14 protein-coding genes are annotated in these 15,045 nt (G+C 67.5%); 8 read left to right on the top strand and 6 right to left on the bottom strand.

Annotated elements, in window-relative coordinates:
* The first annotated feature begins 72 nt into the window (after positions 1-72).
* Positions 73-582 (top strand): Imm21 family immunity protein, encoded by a 510-nt coding sequence (locus ACWDRB_RS40055; RefSeq protein ID WP_449902815.1) that lies wholly within the window; start codon positions 73-75, stop codon positions 580-582.
* A gap of 66 nt (positions 583-648) precedes the next feature.
* Here the strand turns inward: ACWDRB_RS40055 and ACWDRB_RS40050 are convergent, their stop codons facing one another.
* Positions 649-1,215, bottom strand: coding sequence for a DUF6086 family protein (locus ACWDRB_RS40050; RefSeq protein WP_449902813.1), 567 nt, complete (start codon positions 1,213-1,215; stop codon positions 649-651).
* Between the two features lie 94 nt (positions 1,216-1,309).
* Between ACWDRB_RS40050 and ACWDRB_RS40045 the strand changes: the two genes are divergently transcribed.
* The 5 genes from ACWDRB_RS40045 (at position 1,310) to ACWDRB_RS40025 (ending at position 6,217) form a co-directional block, all read left to right on the top strand.
* Positions 1,310-2,452, top strand: coding sequence for a hypothetical protein (locus ACWDRB_RS40045; RefSeq protein ID WP_449902811.1), 1,143 nt, complete (start codon positions 1,310-1,312; stop codon positions 2,450-2,452).
* A 407-nt stretch (positions 2,453-2,859) separates the two neighbouring features.
* A complete protein-coding gene (locus tag ACWDRB_RS40040; protein WP_363981386.1) occupies positions 2,860-3,414 on the top strand; it encodes an EF-hand domain-containing protein in 555 nt (184 codons plus the stop codon).
* Positions 3,415-3,815: 401 nt separating this feature from the next.
* On the top strand, positions 3,816-4,199 hold the full coding sequence (locus ACWDRB_RS40035) for a peptidase inhibitor family I36 protein (protein ID WP_449902807.1): 384 nt from the start codon (positions 3,816-3,818) through the stop codon (positions 4,197-4,199).
* A gap of 66 nt (positions 4,200-4,265) precedes the next feature.
* A complete protein-coding gene (locus ACWDRB_RS40030; protein ID WP_449902804.1) occupies positions 4,266-5,123 on the top strand; it encodes a hypothetical protein in 858 nt (285 codons plus the stop codon).
* Positions 5,124-5,338: 215 nt separating this feature from the next.
* On the top strand, positions 5,339-6,217 hold the full coding sequence (locus tag ACWDRB_RS40025; protein WP_449902801.1) for a bile acid:sodium symporter family protein: 879 nt from the start codon (positions 5,339-5,341) through the stop codon (positions 6,215-6,217).
* A 6-nt stretch (positions 6,218-6,223) separates the two neighbouring features.
* On the opposite strand, the gene ACWDRB_RS40020 is transcribed toward ACWDRB_RS40025, so the two are convergent.
* From ACWDRB_RS40020 to ACWDRB_RS40010, 3 genes are all read right to left on the bottom strand, one after another.
* The gene (locus ACWDRB_RS40020; RefSeq protein WP_449902799.1) at positions 6,224-9,520 is read right to left on the bottom strand and encodes an ATP-binding protein; all 3,297 of its coding nucleotides are present in this window, start codon (positions 9,518-9,520) and stop codon (positions 6,224-6,226) included.
* Between the two features lie 16 nt (positions 9,521-9,536).
* The gene (locus tag ACWDRB_RS40015) at positions 9,537-9,770 is read right to left on the bottom strand and encodes a hypothetical protein (protein WP_449902798.1); all 234 of its coding nucleotides are present in this window, start codon (positions 9,768-9,770) and stop codon (positions 9,537-9,539) included.
* 96 nt (positions 9,771-9,866) lie between these two features.
* The gene (locus tag ACWDRB_RS40010; protein ID WP_397373823.1) at positions 9,867-10,082 is read right to left on the bottom strand and encodes a 2TM domain-containing protein; all 216 of its coding nucleotides are present in this window, start codon (positions 10,080-10,082) and stop codon (positions 9,867-9,869) included.
* A 124-nt stretch (positions 10,083-10,206) separates the two neighbouring features.
* Here ACWDRB_RS40010 and ACWDRB_RS40005 point away from each other — a divergent pair, with 124 nt between their 5' ends.
* A complete protein-coding gene (locus tag ACWDRB_RS40005; RefSeq protein ID WP_449902794.1) occupies positions 10,207-11,004 on the top strand; it encodes an alpha/beta fold hydrolase in 798 nt (265 codons plus the stop codon).
* Between the two features lie 662 nt (positions 11,005-11,666).
* Here the strand turns inward: ACWDRB_RS40005 and ACWDRB_RS40000 are convergent.
* Complete coding sequence (locus ACWDRB_RS40000) at positions 11,667-12,161, bottom strand: monooxygenase family protein (RefSeq protein WP_397373826.1); 495 nt, start codon at positions 12,159-12,161, stop codon at positions 11,667-11,669.
* A gap of 606 nt (positions 12,162-12,767) precedes the next feature.
* The gene (locus ACWDRB_RS39995; RefSeq protein ID WP_449902792.1) at positions 12,768-14,141 is read right to left on the bottom strand and encodes a serine hydrolase domain-containing protein; all 1,374 of its coding nucleotides are present in this window, start codon (positions 14,139-14,141) and stop codon (positions 12,768-12,770) included.
* Positions 14,142-14,421: 280 nt separating this feature from the next.
* On the opposite strand from ACWDRB_RS39995, the gene ACWDRB_RS39990 reads away from it, so the two are divergent.
* On the top strand, positions 14,422-15,039 hold the full coding sequence (locus ACWDRB_RS39990) for a DUF1989 domain-containing protein (RefSeq protein ID WP_449902790.1): 618 nt from the start codon (positions 14,422-14,424) through the stop codon (positions 15,037-15,039).
* Positions 15,040-15,045 lie beyond the last annotated feature (6 nt).

Here is a 15,045-nt window from a genome sequence, read left to right as displayed (position 1 = left end):
CCTTCGAGGATTTGACTGCTGCGGGTACCTTGTCCCCCCAAGAACGATCATGCATCGAAAGCGAGGTCATCAGTGCTGCATACCTGGGTCAGCACCGCCGGAGGTCCACTGATCGCCATCCCCCAGTCCGAGCTGAACACGTGGGCGGGTGTTAACGACAACGATGGTGCCGTCGAGACCTGGGGAGACTACGGCCGCGCCTGCGCTGTTGAGGGCTACATCGGTACCGTCACCGTTGGGGCGCGGCAAGCCCTTGTTCTCGGCGACGAACCTGCCTTGACGACTTATCTGCCGACCGAACGCCTCTTCCTGCGCTGGGCCGCCGCATACTCCGAAGCAGAGCTGGTCGCGGCAGCCAAGCGAGCCCTGGCGGCAGAGCCGGATTGGGATGATGACGAAGACCTGAACTGGGAGGTGCGGGAGGCGGTCGTGCTCTTCGACTCGGCCATTCCCGGTGCTGAGCTGGAGCCTGACGATCGACTCATTATTGATCTGGAGCCTGGCCGGTACAGGGTTCGAGCCACCTACATGAAGGATGAGGACAATTGGATGATCCTCGTCCAGCTCCAGCCGGGAACCTGAGCCCCGGGCGCACTCCGCGTCTGTGTCGCTCTTCCATTGATCATGTGGTCGGGTGTCGTAGGAGCCTTAGTGCGGCATTGCCCGAGCGTGCTGCCCAGAAAGGGCCGCCCATCGCTCAACATCACGTACCTGGCCACCTGGTGGCCATGCGGAATGTTCGCTCACCTGCACATCCCTCCAGCCGCCATCGTTCGCATGGGGCACGGGCAGTTTTGCTCCGCCGCGCTCAACGAGAACGAGGGCCGTCGCTATGAAGCCCTCCATGAGTGAGTGCAGGATGGGATGGTTCGAACGCTCGTAGCGCTCGATTAGCGCACTCACGAAGGCTGCGAAGGCGGCCAGGTCAACCTCACATTCGTCGCTCACCATAGGGCCGAGCCCCGTCGGCAATCCTGTCTCGGGGGCAAGCGCTTCCGCTGATCGCATGAACAGGCCGGCGACTCCGTTCGAGGGGTTCCAGAGGACTTGATCGCCAATCTGGAAGTACTGGCTCATGTTCACCTCGCGTTCCACCGCGCCCGCCGTTCGGGCCGCGACGTTGGGCCCGAAGGTTAGCGTTTCCAACGCATCCCCGGGTATCGCCGCGGGTCCATCGCAGTAACCCGGACGAGCTATCAGGACGGACTCGGTCATCCGAGCTCACCTTCTGCGGGAGGCCGGGCAGCACGCGGGCGATCTGGCAGGCTGGCAGGAGGAACAGCAGAAGCGGCGGGACGGAGACGAGCGCGTGGCCGGTTGGAGCGCGATGGCGGGGATGCACGACTTCGTCGTGCCCGACGAGGGGGCGGCGCAGGCGTTCGCCGAGCAACTCGCGGAGTACGGGTTCCCCTGCGTTTTCGCCCGTCCGCACCCGGACGGTGGCTGGCTGGTGATGGCGCTCGACGAGGGGCCCTACCCGGTCGACACCGCGGGTCACCGGCAGATCGAGGCGGTGAGCCGGGAAGCCGCGGCGATCGCGCGGATGCATGGCGGTCGGCCCAGTGGCGGCAGCCGGTTCGACGTCAGCAGGATGGCCGAGTATCGCAGCTGGACGGCCCCGATCGAGGTGAAGGGGACGAAGGCGCGTCCGCCGGTCCCGGAGGTCACCGTCGTTCCGGCGCCACCTCTGGAGCCACTGGCGCTCACACCGGACTTCGCCACCCCGGGGATGGTGGAGCTGGCCGGTCTCGACGACGTGCCGTGGGGCGACCTGGAGCATGCGCACGGCTCCGCCGACGACGTCCCCGGCCTGCTGCGCGAGCTGGCGGACGGGACGGGGGAGTGGGACGAGGTCCTCGACGAGTTGTTCGGCGACGACCTGCTGCACCAGGGCGACTGCTATGAGGCCACCGCCCCCGCGTTGCCGTTCCTCACGGAGCTGATCGTCGCCGACACGGTGCCCGCGCGTCAGCGCCGGGACCTCTATCTGTGGCTGATGGTCGCCGGTGGCCGCCGCAACGACAACCTGGTCGCGTTCGCCGACCTCGCGCTGGACGAGGAGGAGCCGCTCCAGCCGGGTGCATGGACCGAGGAGGTGTTCCGGACCGTCGGTGACCAGGTTCCGGTGCTGCTGGACCGGTGGGACGCCGAGCCGCCGGGAATCCGTTTCGTGCTCGCGGTCGTTGCCGCGCAGCATCCCGGGCACGGTGTGCGGGCCGCCGACCGGATCGCTGCGTTGGCCGCCGAGCTCGATGGGACGCGGCAGGGTGCGTACCTGCGGCTCGCCGTGGAACTCGTGCACGGCCGCGACGCGCAGGCGCTGGCTCTCGCCTCCGGGATCATCGACTGGGCGGATCACCTGGAACCGAAGTGGCTGGAGGCCCCGGGCGTGCCCGACGGCATCAAGGCGGCGCACGTGCTGGCCGAGGGCGCGCTCCGCACGATCGAATAGCGGCATCACCCGGCGACCGGGGCCACCGCCGGGTGATGTTGTAGGCATTGGCGATCCGGGGAGCGGTCTTCATGCGGGCCTCGGCTTTGGTAACGACACACGACTGTTGTTCGCCACGAATCGCATCCGCATCGGCGGAAGATACAGGGTTATCGGTGATGTCGAGTGCTGAGGCGTGGCTGACGATCCACATGGCTTGACAGTGATCCGGGTGTCGACCCCCCGGTGTCGGACTCTCTCTCGGAGGCCGTTCTTTCGCGAACACCGGCGTACTGCTCCCACGCGCTCTCTCAAGGCACATTAGTGTTGCCGCGTCGCCACCATGACGCCATCTGTCACTGAGCGGAGCCATCCGGATACTTAGGGATCGGTCGCGATCCACGCCGTTCGATCCGGGAGGTACACCTGTGACCCGCTCTCTGCACGAGTCCAACGTCGCTGCCCTGTTCGCACTGCTTGACAGCACTGGCGACGGGCAGATCGCTGCCGATGACTTCAAGCGCATCGCGGACAGGGTATGTGCCGCGGTGGCCCCTGACCCGGGCTCGCGTCAGCATCAGGCCATTCAGCAGTTGTGCGCGGACTGGTGGGAACACATCCGCGAGGACGCCGACCTCGATGGCGATGCCGCGGTGAGCGAGGCGGAGTTCGCCCAGGCGGTGGACCACTTGGTCGCGAGCCATCCGCAGTTCCAGCAGATGACCAGCGCGTTGTCGTGCGCCGCCTTCGATGCCGCCGACACCGACGAAGACGGGTTCATCTCAGCGCCGGAACTCGATCACTTCTTCAGCGGGATGGGTATCCCCCACGAGGTGGCCGAGGGTGCTTTCGCCCAACTGGACACCGACGGCGACGGCAGGATCTCCCGCCAGGAGTACGCCGAAGGCGTTTGGGTGCTGCTCACAAGTGAAGACCCCGTTGCCCCTGGATCGGCGATCCTGGGGCAGACGGGTGCGGGCTGAGCTCTCCCGCTGCGGGTTGCGGCCTGTCAGTAAGGTTGGCTGCCACGATCCATAACCGGTCGAGGTCGTACGGTGCGTACCCGAAAAGATTGCCTGGCCGCACGCCACGGTCCCGTTCTGGCGGGACCGTCGGCTCAGCCTATGCAAGTTCGTACCTTGCAGGCCCGTCACCAGCGGAAACGCGGTGACGGGCCTCTCGCTTTGTGTCCGGCCGTCCACGGCCGCCGCCGGCACAGGATCGCCCCCACAGGCGTACGTTCCCGGCCATAACGCATGTAGGTGGGGTCACGGCCGTGCACACGAGGTGGCGCATGCTCACCACTTAACCGAATTCGTGGAATTTTCCGGCATGTACCTGACTATGATCACAACAATTTCGGCTCCACGAGAATGAGGTGTGCATGAAGCGAGCAAGGGTGCGCAGCGCCGGTGTGGTGGCGCTGGCCCTGGTCAGCCTGGTGGGGGCCGGCTCCACTGCGCAGGCCGAGGTGGACCCGGCAGTGAGCTCCTGCGAGCTGGCCTTCTGCCTGTACGAGCACGACAAGTTCAAGGGCGCAGAAGAGGAGTTCATGTTCGAGGGCTGGGGCCTGTGCTACAACGCACTCAAAGTGAACAACAAGGCGAGCTCCATGCGGAACAACAGCGCCGCCAGGGTGCAGTTCTACAACTCCGCCAACTGCTCCGGCGCGTACGGCTACGCGGCGAAGCCGTCCTCCTCGGACGGCGACCTGACGAACAACGGGTTCGACAACAAGACCAGCTCCATCAGGTACGTCAGGCCGTAAGGCCCCGAACCGCTCGCAGGACACCGAGTTCGGTACCCGGCCCCGCGGCCGATCGGAGGAATCAGCGTGTCTGTTCGGCTGCGGGGAGCGGTCGGGGTGCTCCTGATCGCGGCGACAGCCGCCTGTTCGACGGCGGCGGCGACGGAGCCGCGGGTTCCGGTGCCGACGCCGGGGGCGGAGGCGCGCGAGCTCTCGATCCCCTTCGACCGCTACAACTTCTCCCCGTCGGACATCGGCATCCTTGAGGGCGCCGAAGAGCTCCTCATCCGCGACTGCATGCGGCGGCGGGGCATGGCGTGGGAGGTGCTGCCGCAGAGCGCGGCGGAGGACGTGGAGCCGGCCAACCGCCGCCGCTACGGTGTCGTCGAACCGGAGATCGCTCGCCTCTTCGGCTATCACAACCCGCCGGACCGCCCTACCGTGGCCCGGCGCGCCGCCGCACGTGCCGGCCGTATGCGAAGCCTGTCGGCGAAGGAACGGCAGGCCGCGTACGGCGAGAAGGACGGCTGCCTTAAACAGGCGCGGGACCACCTGGAGCAGGGCACCCCGCAGGTCGACGAGGCCCTGTTCAACAGGCTCATCTCGGAGACCTTCGAGCGCTCTCAGGGGGATCCGGAGGTCGTCCAGGTTTTCCGGGCCTGGAGCACGTGCATGCGGGAGCAGGGCCGGCAGTACGCCGACCCGCTCGCCGCCATCACCGACCGGCAGTGGATGAAGGGCGGTCCCGCCTCCCAGGAGGAGATCCGCGCGGCGCAGGCGGACGTGGGGTGCAAGGCGCGGACCGACCTCGTCTCCATCTGGTCGGCCGTGGAGAAACGCATCCAGGACGATGCCGTCGCGGCTCACCCCGCCGAGTTCCATGCGCTTCAGGAGACCAAGGGTCGGCAGCTCGCGGCCGCCCGCGCCGTCCTCGCCCGCGGCTGACCGGCACCTCGTGCATGCCCTTTGGCCGCGCAGGTCGGCGAGGTGGCTGGGACGGTCGCCGTCACAGTCCCCGCGGCTCGGAATGCCTCACGCTGATCACGCACTGCCGACCTGAGCAATGGCCAGGCTGCTGACGAGTGGTAGCCACCGTCCCCCGCCCGACAAACCTTGCGGAGACCTACCAGAACTTGTAGGTATGCCCGAGAATGTCCGCTATGGGCTCCGCGTTGATCTTGGCCAGTCTGCCGTTCGCCATCGGCATCGTCATGCTCGGCCTCGGCCTCAGCCTGACCCTGGACGACTTCCGGCGGGTGGGCCAGTATCCGAAGGCGGCCGCGGTCGCGCTGCTGTGCCAGATCGTGCTGCTGCCGGCGATCTGCTTCGGCGTGGTGCTCGCCTTCCGGCTTCCGCCGGAGCTGGCGGTCGGGTTGCTGCTGGTCGCGGCGTCGCCCGGTGGCCCCGCGGCCAACCTGTTCAGCCACCTGTTCGGTGGGAACGTCGCGCTGAATGTCACGCTCACCGCGATCAACTCGGTGCTGGCCGTGGTCGCCCTGCCGGTCGTGGTGAACCTCTCGGCCGGGTACTTCTTGCCCGATGGGGCCGCCCTCGGGCTGCAGTTCGACAAGATACTGCAGGTCTTCGTGATGGTGATCGTGCCGGTCGCGATCGGGATGCTCGTGCGCGCATGGGCGCCGGAGGCGGCGCGGCGGCTCAACCTCCCCGTCCGGGCGCTGTCGGTCGTGGTCCTGGTCGGGGTCATCTACGCCGTGCTGTACGCGGAGCGGGAGAACCTCGTCGGCTATTTCGTCTCGGTCGGGCTCGCCGCGTTGGTCTTCAACATCGTGAGCCTGCTGATCGGCTACGGCGTGCCGCGCCTGGCCGGCGTCGACCACCGTGCGGCCACCGCGGCCGGGTTCGAGATCGGCATCCACAACACCGGGCTCGCCATCACGATCGCGCTGAGCCCGACGCTGTTGAACAGTGCCGAGATCGCCATCCCGGGCGCGGTGTACGGCATCGTCATGTTCTTCACGGCGACCGGGTTCGGCTGGTTGATCAGGAGCCGAGCTCGACGGCATCCACAGAGGGCCTGAGTGCGATCAAAGCTCGGTGAGGAACCTCTCGGCGCGGCGGGCGAAGAGGTGGGACCCGCGTTCGTCGGACCGGTCGCGGGCGGTTTCGGCAGCGGCTCGTACGACTTCGGCCGGTTCGCCGCGAGCGTGGAGCAGGCGCGCCCGCAGCAGCAGGACCAGTCCTTCGGCGTAGCGTTGGCCGTAGGCCTCGAGGGCCTGGTCCGCTCGGTCGAGGGCGACGCCCGCCTCGTCCGGCATCCCGGCGGCCAGCCACATCTCGGCGATCAGCGCGTGGTGGTACGCGACGCCCCACCGCGGCGGGTCGACCAGCGTCCCGGCCAGGAGCTGGTCGGCCTCCGCCGCGATACCGGCCGGGTCATCGCCTGTGAGGGCACGGGCCCAGTACCAGTTCAGCCGTACGTAGTGCTCCTGCTGGACGGCGGCGCGGCCAGTGCCCACGGCCATCCACCGCTCGATCGTGCGTATCACCCAGGCCGCGTCACCGGCCATCGAAGCAATGATCGTGGTGTAGTAGGCCCAGGTCGCGACCGCATACGAGTCGTCGGGGCCGTTCCACTTGTCGATCATGGTCTCCGCCGTCCCGGCGTCACCGTGCAGTGCCGTTATGACGGCCTGCCAGCCGGGCCACTCACCCGAGACGTCTCGCCGGATCGGGGTCTCGCTGTGCGCGGAGACGACCCCGTCGAGAAGGGCGGGGTTGTTCTCACTGAAGCACCGGTATGCCTCGCCGATGTTGCCGATGTCCCACTGGTGCAGGCCCCAGGCTTGCCGGCCGTACACGCGGACGACCGGATCGGAGGACACCTCCCCTTGCTCGTACAGCCGGCGGACCAGACGAACGCGGTCCCACTCCAGGAAGGTGTAGGCCCCGAACAGGCGAGCGAAGAGGAGGCCGGCGGCCTCCACCTCTCGGCCGAGTTGGCGGGCCAGGTGTTCCGCACGCTCCAGCAGATCGAACGTCGTGCCGCCGAACCCGGCTTGCCGGCGCGGGGCGATGGCGAGTAGCGAGAGGGCGGAGAGCTCGAGTTCCGGGAGCCCGGCGTTCCGCGCGATCTGGGCGGCCGATTGCAGGTGCCGGTCGGCGGCGGCGAACGCGAGCTTGGTCGTCGCGCGACGACCGGCGCGCTTCAGCGCCTCCACGGTACGAACCGGGTCGGCGAGGGGACCGGCGGCCGACAGGTGGAAGGCGAGACGTTCGGTGATGGACTCGTCGTCCGCTTGGCTCTCTTCGAGCGCGTCCGCGATACGCAGGTGCAGCCGGATGGTCCGCAGCTGCTCCGTTGTCTCCATGATCGATTCGCGGACCAGGTCGTGCGCGAAGCGCCACGAGAACGGGTCCTCCGGCCCCGTTTCGAGCAGGCCCAGCGCGCGCAGCGGTTCGAGGAGTTCGAGGCAGTCTGCGAAGTCGACACCGGCGGCGCGGGCGAGCAGGCCGAGGTCGACCTCGCGGCCGATCAGCGCGGCGACCCGCAGCAGGTCGCGAGCGCTGTCGTCGAGGCCCGCCATCCGGTCGCGGACGACGTCTCGCACGGTGGACGGCACCCCTGCCCGGGCCGATGCGTTGCCGTCGCCGAGCGCGCCGCGGTCGCTGAGGAGCCGCGACAGTTCGCGGACGAAGAAAGGATTGCCGGCGGTGCGAACGTGGATGTTGCGGGCGATGTCCGTACCGGGTTCGTGGCCGGTCTCGCGGCGGATGAGTTCGGCCACGTCGGTCAGGCTGAGCGGGCCGAGCTGGATCCTGCGGTGGTTGGGCAGTCGGCTGGCGGCGGCCAGGACCCGCGAAAGGTCGGGGCCGGGTGTGGGCGCGCGGTCGCGAAGGGCGCCGATGATCGCGGTGCCGGCGGGCAGCCGGCCCGCCAGGTGGTTGAACAGCTGGAGTGAGGTGGCATCGATCCATTGAAGATCGTCCATGACGAGCAGCATCGGTCGTTCTGCCGAGGCCTGGCCGATAAAGGTGACGACCTGCTCGAACAGGCGGAACTGGGCGCGGCCGCCGGAAACCGGCGGCGCGGCGTCATCGTCCCGAGATTCGAGGAGGCGACCGAGTTCGCTGGCCAGCCACTTCTCGCGCGCCAACGCGGGCAGGCTGTCGAGGACAACGGTGAGCGCCTGCTCCCACGGCCACATCGACGGTGTTCCGTCGCCTTCCAAACAGGAAGCCCAGACGACGAGCGCGCCACGCCGGTCCGCGGCGGCGGTGGCCTCTTCCAGCAGGCGTGTCTTGCCCGCGCCCGGTTCGCCTTCGACGATGGCGAGCCCGGTGCGGCCGGTGAGCGCCGCCTCGATGGTCTGCCGCAGCACGCCGAGTTCCTCGCCGCGGCCGACCAGGCTCGCCGGTGCGCGGTCACTCTCACTTTCCGTGCTCGTCACCGCCGGCGACGTCGGGGTTTGTGTCAGCACGCGCAGGTGCGCGGCCTGCAGCGCCGGGCCGGGGTCGATGCCGAGCTCCTCGGCGAGGCGGCCACGGACCGCGTGAAACGCTGATAGCGCCTCCGCCTGCCGTCCTGCGGCGCCGAGGGCGGTGACGAGGCCGGCATGTACGGGTTCGTGGAACGGCGCCATCGACGCGGCCAGTTGCAGTGACGGGATCACCCGCTCCGGCCGGCGTAACGACACGGCCAGTTCGGCCGCCGCCGCGCAGGCGGCGTAGAACTCGTCGTCCAGGGTGGCCAGGATCGACATCGCGGCCGATCCGTAGGACAACCCGTCACCCGCGGGGCCACGCCAGAGGCCGAGTGCTTTGACGTAGTGGTCGAGCGCCACTTCGCGAGCCTGCTGGGCGAGGGCGGCCTGGGCGGCTTCGAGGAGTTCCCGGAACGTGACGAGGTCCAGCGTGCCGGGGCCGGCGCTGAACGCGTACGTGTTACCGCGGCGGTGCAGGTACGTACCGGCCGCCCGGGCGGGGACCGCGGGTTCGAGCACCCGCCGCAATGCCCCGATGTACTTCTGGATGAGGTTGAGCGCGCTGGCGGGAGCGTCATCGGCCCAGAGCAGGTCGATCAATTCCCTCGTACTGACCGGATGACCCACGCGCGCCAGGAGCAGGGCCAACAGCTGCGCCTGCTGCCGGGGGCCGACGTCCAGTTCGGCGCCATCACGCCACAGCCGCAGCGGACCGAGGATCTGCAGGCGCAGCGAACCGGCACCGGTCGGCGGATCTTCGCCGTCGGGCCGAACGGGATGGGCGGGCCCGGTCACGTCGACTCCCGGATGGACATGACAGATTGGTCCGCTTGCGACCCGCTTCGGGACGCAGCGTGCACCGAGTATATGGGCCCAGGATTGGTCGTAGAAGGGATCCACCTGCCAGGCAGGATCGTCACGGAAGTTTCAGGCGCTCGTCCAGTTTGGCGCGCGTGCCGGACATCACGGCCGCGGTCCCCTGGATACCCCAACCTCCGTCCTGCTCAGTTGCGGCGACGCTGAGGACTTGACCGCGGGTCTGGCGCCATCCGACGCCGCCTTCGTCCGCCTCACCGGCGTCAGCCAAGCGGGTGAGCAGGTGAATGGGGTGTGCCGGGTCGGATTCGAGCTTCCTGGCTCCGGTCTCCATAATTCGACCGCCGGCCTGTGCCCACTGACCGGCCGCCCCGGGTGGCGGACCAGTCGAGAATGACGTCGGCCATCCCCACTTCTCCGACTGCTCGGCTCAGTGCGCGGTATTCGATTGGGGCGGTGAGTAGACGCTCCAGGCGTGAAAGGCCAGCCCGATGCCCCAGAAGACTATCGACCATATAGGCCAGAAGTGGTTTCCCGAGTCGTAGAGAGACCAGACCACGACCTGGACCACATTGGACAGCACATAAAAGAGCAGGTGAATCCGCAGACCCCACTTCCGGGCGGTCTCGCTCTTCTTTGTTTTCATGCCTGCAGGCTAGATCGACGTACTTACCAAAGACTGAATTACCGGGCTCAGCGATCGTCAACTACCGGGATCTACTCTGACCCGCAATTGAGGTGCAAACTGCATACGTTGAAAGGACCACACTATGACGACGACCCGCCGAGCGGTGCTGGCCGGATCCGCCGCGGTCGCGGCCGGCACCCTGCTGGGAACGTCCGAGGCGCAGGCGCAGCCCCGGCCGGAAGCCAAGCCCAAACCCACCGTGGTGCTCGTGCACGGCGCGTTCGCCGATTCCTCCGGCTGGAACGACGTCAGCGCCAGGCTCATCCGCGAGAACTATCCGGTGATCGCCCCGGCGAACCCACTGCGCAGCGTGGCCGCCGACTCCGCCTACCTGGCCTCCATCCTCGCCACCCTCAGCGGCCCGATCGTCCTCGCCGCGCACTCCTATGGCGGGATCGTCATCACGAACGCCGCGACCGGCAACCCGAACGTGAAAGCGCTGGTCTACGTGGCCGCGTTCGCCCCCGACCAGGGTGAGTCGCTGCTGGACCTGCAGACGAAGTATCCGGGAAGCAAGCTCAATGAGGCGGCGCTGGACTTCCGTCCCTACAGTGAGAACCTCGTCGACGGATACATCAAGAAGGAGTTCTTCCACGACGTCTTCGCCGGGGACGTGCCGAGGGCGACCACCGACCTGATGCAGGCCGGCCAGCGGCCCGCTGACGCGCGCACGCTCGGGGAGCCGTCCGGCGCCCCGGCGTGGAAGACCATTCCCTCCCATTACCTCGTCGCTCGGAACGATCAGGTGCTGCCCGCCGCGGCCCAGCGGTTCATGGCGCGGCGGGCCAGAGCACAGGTCCACGAGGTCGGCGCCTCGCACGTCGCGATGATCTCGCAGCCTGCCGTGACTGCCGACCTCATCAAACGCGCCGCGCGCTGACGCCGGATCAGGGCCGTACCGATTTCGCCTGACGGCCCCGCGGGCGGCGCCCGCCGCCCGCCCCTGATCTCCGTTGATCGTCTGGAGGAGGAGACGATGCATCAGCGTGCGTACGAAGGCCTATGCACTGCCGAACCACCTCGGCGGCCGCGTCGCCGACCGATACGAGAACACGCGGTCCGATCCCCGGCTACGGCGGTGTCCTGACGCTCCTGGTGCTGATCGGCGTGCCCAGCGGCAGTCCGGGACGCGACGGTGATCGAGCCGGAGCGTCTGATCTTCCAGGGTAGCCCCGGCAGCTTCCCCGGCAAGGCACCTGACGCGCATTCCCACCGACGATGACCGACCTTTCCGGCAGCCCCGGCTACGACGCCCAGCACATCGCGCGACGGCGGCATCATCGTCGTGCCGCTGAACTACCACCTCGGTGTCGAGGGCCTCGCCTACCTCGACGGCGCTCCCGCCAACCGGGGCCGGTCCATCGCCGCACTGATGGTCATGCCCACCGAGGCGGGCTGTTCCGGCGCGTCATCAGGCAGAGCCTGCACGTTCTGCCGGCCACGATCGCGTCATTCGCGGGCATTTGTAGCACCCATGAATTTCGCCACCGTCAGTGTTACCAGGCGCACACCCTCTGCGGTCACCGACGATGGCCCGAGCGGCTAGGACCCGTAGAGGTCTGTCTCGCTCAGGACCGGGCTGCTGTCATCGGAGCGTCCCAGACGGGCCGCGGAACCGAACATGGGTCCACGAGCGCGCTGGATCCCAGCGAACCGTCCAAAACCGATCGGCTTGGGCACGTCGTCGTAGACGGCCTCCATGCCACCCTTGACCGAGTACGTCTCATGCCAGAAACCGGTGCCGCCCGAGTCCCGCAGGAAGTCCAACCACCACTCCCGATGCGGCTCGGACCGGGCAAAGGCGAGCAGCGACGGCAGGTCCCGCCAGTACTGACGCATCCCCATGTTCATCGGGAAGAACGAGTAGTAAACGGGCTCGTGCAGTAAGAGCCCGTCCGGCTTACCCGCGACCGACTCACTGATCTTCCGGCCGAAGCTGAAGAAGGTCCGGATCCCGTACAGATGATTCACCCGCATGCCGAGGTACAGGACGATGAGGTCTGGATAGGCGGACAGATCGACGGTCTGCCGGTTCACGCGAGTTGGCATCCAACGCTCCTTTTGGCTCGGGTTACGCATGGGCTGGTCATGTGCCGGCGTGGGCGGGTCGTCGCTTTGATGGAGGCCACGGCGAGCGTAGAAGCGCCTCTTCGGCGCCGGTGCCCAACAGTTCGCGGGTGGCCGAACCCTTCGGGGATCAACGCGCCGAAGACCCGCCTGCCCTGAACACCGCCGCGGATGAGGGATCCGGCCAGCAGTGTTCGGCGGGTGGTCGTCATCGTTGTGGCCCTCCACGCTTGAGTTCGATCCTCAGCAGCCTCAACGTACGAAAGCGAACTTGACTAGCACTGAACGAAACCCGAGAGGAGTGAACGGCGACTTCCCTGTCGGCTGGTGTCGGGACCGGCGTCGAACTGGACACCGGGCCTCGGCAACAGCTTGGGTGAAGCAACCGCCCCACGCTAGAGACTGAGAGTGGCGAAGATGCCACCCTCAGCGCTTTGAGAATGGCCGGGCGACCCCTCTCCGGAGTCACGTCGTCGGCCATCAGCCGTGGCTTGTGCCCCCGGCACATTTGTCGAGCCACGCGCCCCGAACGTTCGTCGTCAGCTCGACCCGCTAGGTTGTGTCGGCTTCGGCGGGCTAGGCGCCGGTGATCAGGCGTCGTTCCAGGTCGATGATCGGCTCGATGCTCTGCAGGTCATAATTGCTCAGAATGACGGCCGTCCAGTCCAGGTCAAGGTAGATGGACCAGCTCGTCGATATGCCGCCTGCACCGCCTCCGTGGGTGATGATGCGCTGGTTGTTGTAGGTGGCGGCCACAGGCCCGTACGCCTGGAAGGTCTCCCCGCGGAGGGAGTTGCCGGAGGTGTCCGGCTTCAGCGGCTTGGCGGAGATCTTTCCGTTCACGTACAACTCGGTGTAGGGCCGGGCGGTGAGCTTGCCGCCTTGCAGCGCGATCGCGAAGCGTACAAGGTCCGGGGCGGTGGCGAAGCCGTTGCCGCCGCCTGTTCCCCTCCATCCCCGGGCGGAGTTGCTGCCTTGGCCGGCGTCGCCGTAGACGGAGCCCTTGTCGAGGTTGCGGACGGCGTCGACCCGCGTGCCGTCCTTTTGATACATGTACGGGTGAGCCATGCGCTTGTCGGTCAGCCACTGGCGGCGGTCGTAGTAGCCGGAGTCCTCCATGCCGGCCGGGAGGAAGATGTTCTGGCGGACGAAGTCCTGGAACGACATGCCGGAGACCTTCGCCACGAGTTCGCCGAGCAGGGTGTAGCCCATGCTGCTGTAGGCCTTCTTCGTCCCCGGGGCGAACTCCAGCTCGAAGGTCTTCAGATTCGTCCAGAAGCTTGCCATCTGCTGCTCGTAGCTGTTGTGGATCTGCTCCGGTGGCGGCTGCTCGCCCGGGCGCCGGGCGTCGCCCAGGCCACTGGTGTGGGTGAGGAGGTGGTGCACGGTGATGCGTTCGGCCATCTCTGCCGGCAGGCCGTCCAGATGCTTGCTCACCAGGTCGTAGAACTTGAGCTTGCCCTGCTGGACGAGCTGCACGACAGCCAGCCCGGTGAACGGCTTGGAGGACGAGGCCAGAGCGTAGATGGTGTCGATCTTGTTCGGGATCTTGCTTTCCTTGTCCGCCCAGCCATAGGCGCGGGCCAGGACTTGGCGGCCGCGGTGCGCGAGCATCACGGTGCCGGAAAACTGATCCTTGTCCGCCAGTTCTTTGATGTGCTGGTCGAAGGCGCCTCCAGGACGCAGGTCCTTGGGAATGCGGCCAGAGCCCGAGGATCGGTCGGCGTTCGCCTCGGCGGTTCCTTGCGAGGCGAGCAGACCACCGGCCGCCAGCGGGACCGCGCCCAGGAACCCGAGGGCGGAGCGGCGCGAAGGGCCGTGGTCAGACGAAGAGGGATGCGACAACGCCATGGAAATCCTTTCACGAGGAAAGATCTGCGAGGGGGATGCAAGCACGCAGTTTGTTTCTTCGGCGTTTCTGTGGCCTTCTTTGACGGGCTGAGCCGTCATCGTCCCGAACCCTCGAATTTCCTCTCATAGGGTCGTTGTAGTAGCCGAGAAGGTCTCGGCCCGCCCCGCCGTCCGCTTGCCTACGAGCATCTGTACGACGAGGCCGACCGGCGGACTTTGCGGACCACCATGCTGTTCAGCTATCTGGACGTGCCCGGCGTCAGGAGGACGGAGGGTCCCAGCGGATGACCTTGCGAAACTGTAGGTTCATCCACTTCCCCGTACAAACGCAGGGGAAATCTCCATGGCCTGTCCGTGTGCCGGCTGGTTGGCTGTCGGTATGCGAGTTATCGTGCCCGCCACCGAAGGACGGGCGGTAAAGGTCAGGACCGGTCAGCGCGTACGGGTCACCGACCTCCAGGGAGGTCAGGTCGGCGATGTGTTCGCGTTCGCCGCGGACGACGTGAACGAGCACCTCAGCGCGTCACACACCCGAGCCGCCACCAGCCGCCTGTTCCCGGCGATCGGCGAGCAGTTCGTCACCGACCGGCGCAGGCCCATCCTCACCCTGGTGGAGGACACCTCGCCCGGGCGGCATGACATGCTCATCGCCGCCTGCGACCCGGCCCGCTACCGTGCTCTGGGCGTGTCGGGGTTCCACGCGTCCTGCGCGGACAACCTGGCCACGAGCATGGCTGGACTCGGTCTCGCCATCGCGGTTACTCCGCAGCCCGTCAACGTGTTCATGAGGATCCCCGTGACGGACGACGGCCGGCTGAGCTGGCTGAGCTCGATCAGCCGCCCGAACGACGCGATCACGTTGGAGGCGGCGATGGACTGCGTGTTCGTGGTCTCGGCCTGCCCGCAGGACCTGGTCGGAATCAATGGGCACAAGCCGACACCGTTGGCGATCGATCTCCTCAACGGTCAGGACGACACAAGCGACGTCAAGGAATGAGCGAAC

It is taken from the genome of Nonomuraea sp. NPDC003707 (assembly GCF_053587055.1).
This window is presented reverse-complemented; position numbering and strand designations above follow the sequence as displayed.

What these genes read in the sequence shown, in the direction of transcription:
- ACWDRB_RS40050 (WP_449902813.1), bottom strand. Translation starts at nt 1,215, where the DNA reads ATGACCGAGTCCGTCCTGATAGCTCGTCCGGGTTACTGCGATGGACCC.
- ACWDRB_RS40035 (WP_449902807.1), top strand. Translation starts at nt 3,816, where the DNA reads ATGAAGCGAGCAAGGGTGCGCAGCGCCGGTGTGGTGGCGCTGGCCCTG.
- ACWDRB_RS40025 (WP_449902801.1), top strand. Translation starts at nt 5,339, where the DNA reads ATGGGCTCCGCGTTGATCTTGGCCAGTCTGCCGTTCGCCATCGGCATC.
- ACWDRB_RS40015 (WP_449902798.1), bottom strand. Translation starts at nt 9,770, where the DNA reads ATGGAGACCGGAGCCAGGAAGCTCGAATCCGACCCGGCACACCCCATT.
- ACWDRB_RS40010 (WP_397373823.1), bottom strand. Translation starts at nt 10,082, where the DNA reads ATGAAAACAAAGAAGAGCGAGACCGCCCGGAAGTGGGGTCTGCGGATT.
- ACWDRB_RS40005 (WP_449902794.1), top strand. Translation starts at nt 10,207, where the DNA reads ATGACGACGACCCGCCGAGCGGTGCTGGCCGGATCCGCCGCGGTCGCG.
- ACWDRB_RS39995 (WP_449902792.1), bottom strand. Translation starts at nt 14,141, where the DNA reads ATGACGGCTCAGCCCGTCAAAGAAGGCCACAGAAACGCCGAAGAAACA.
- ACWDRB_RS39990 (WP_449902790.1), top strand. Translation starts at nt 14,422, where the DNA reads ATGCGAGTTATCGTGCCCGCCACCGAAGGACGGGCGGTAAAGGTCAGG.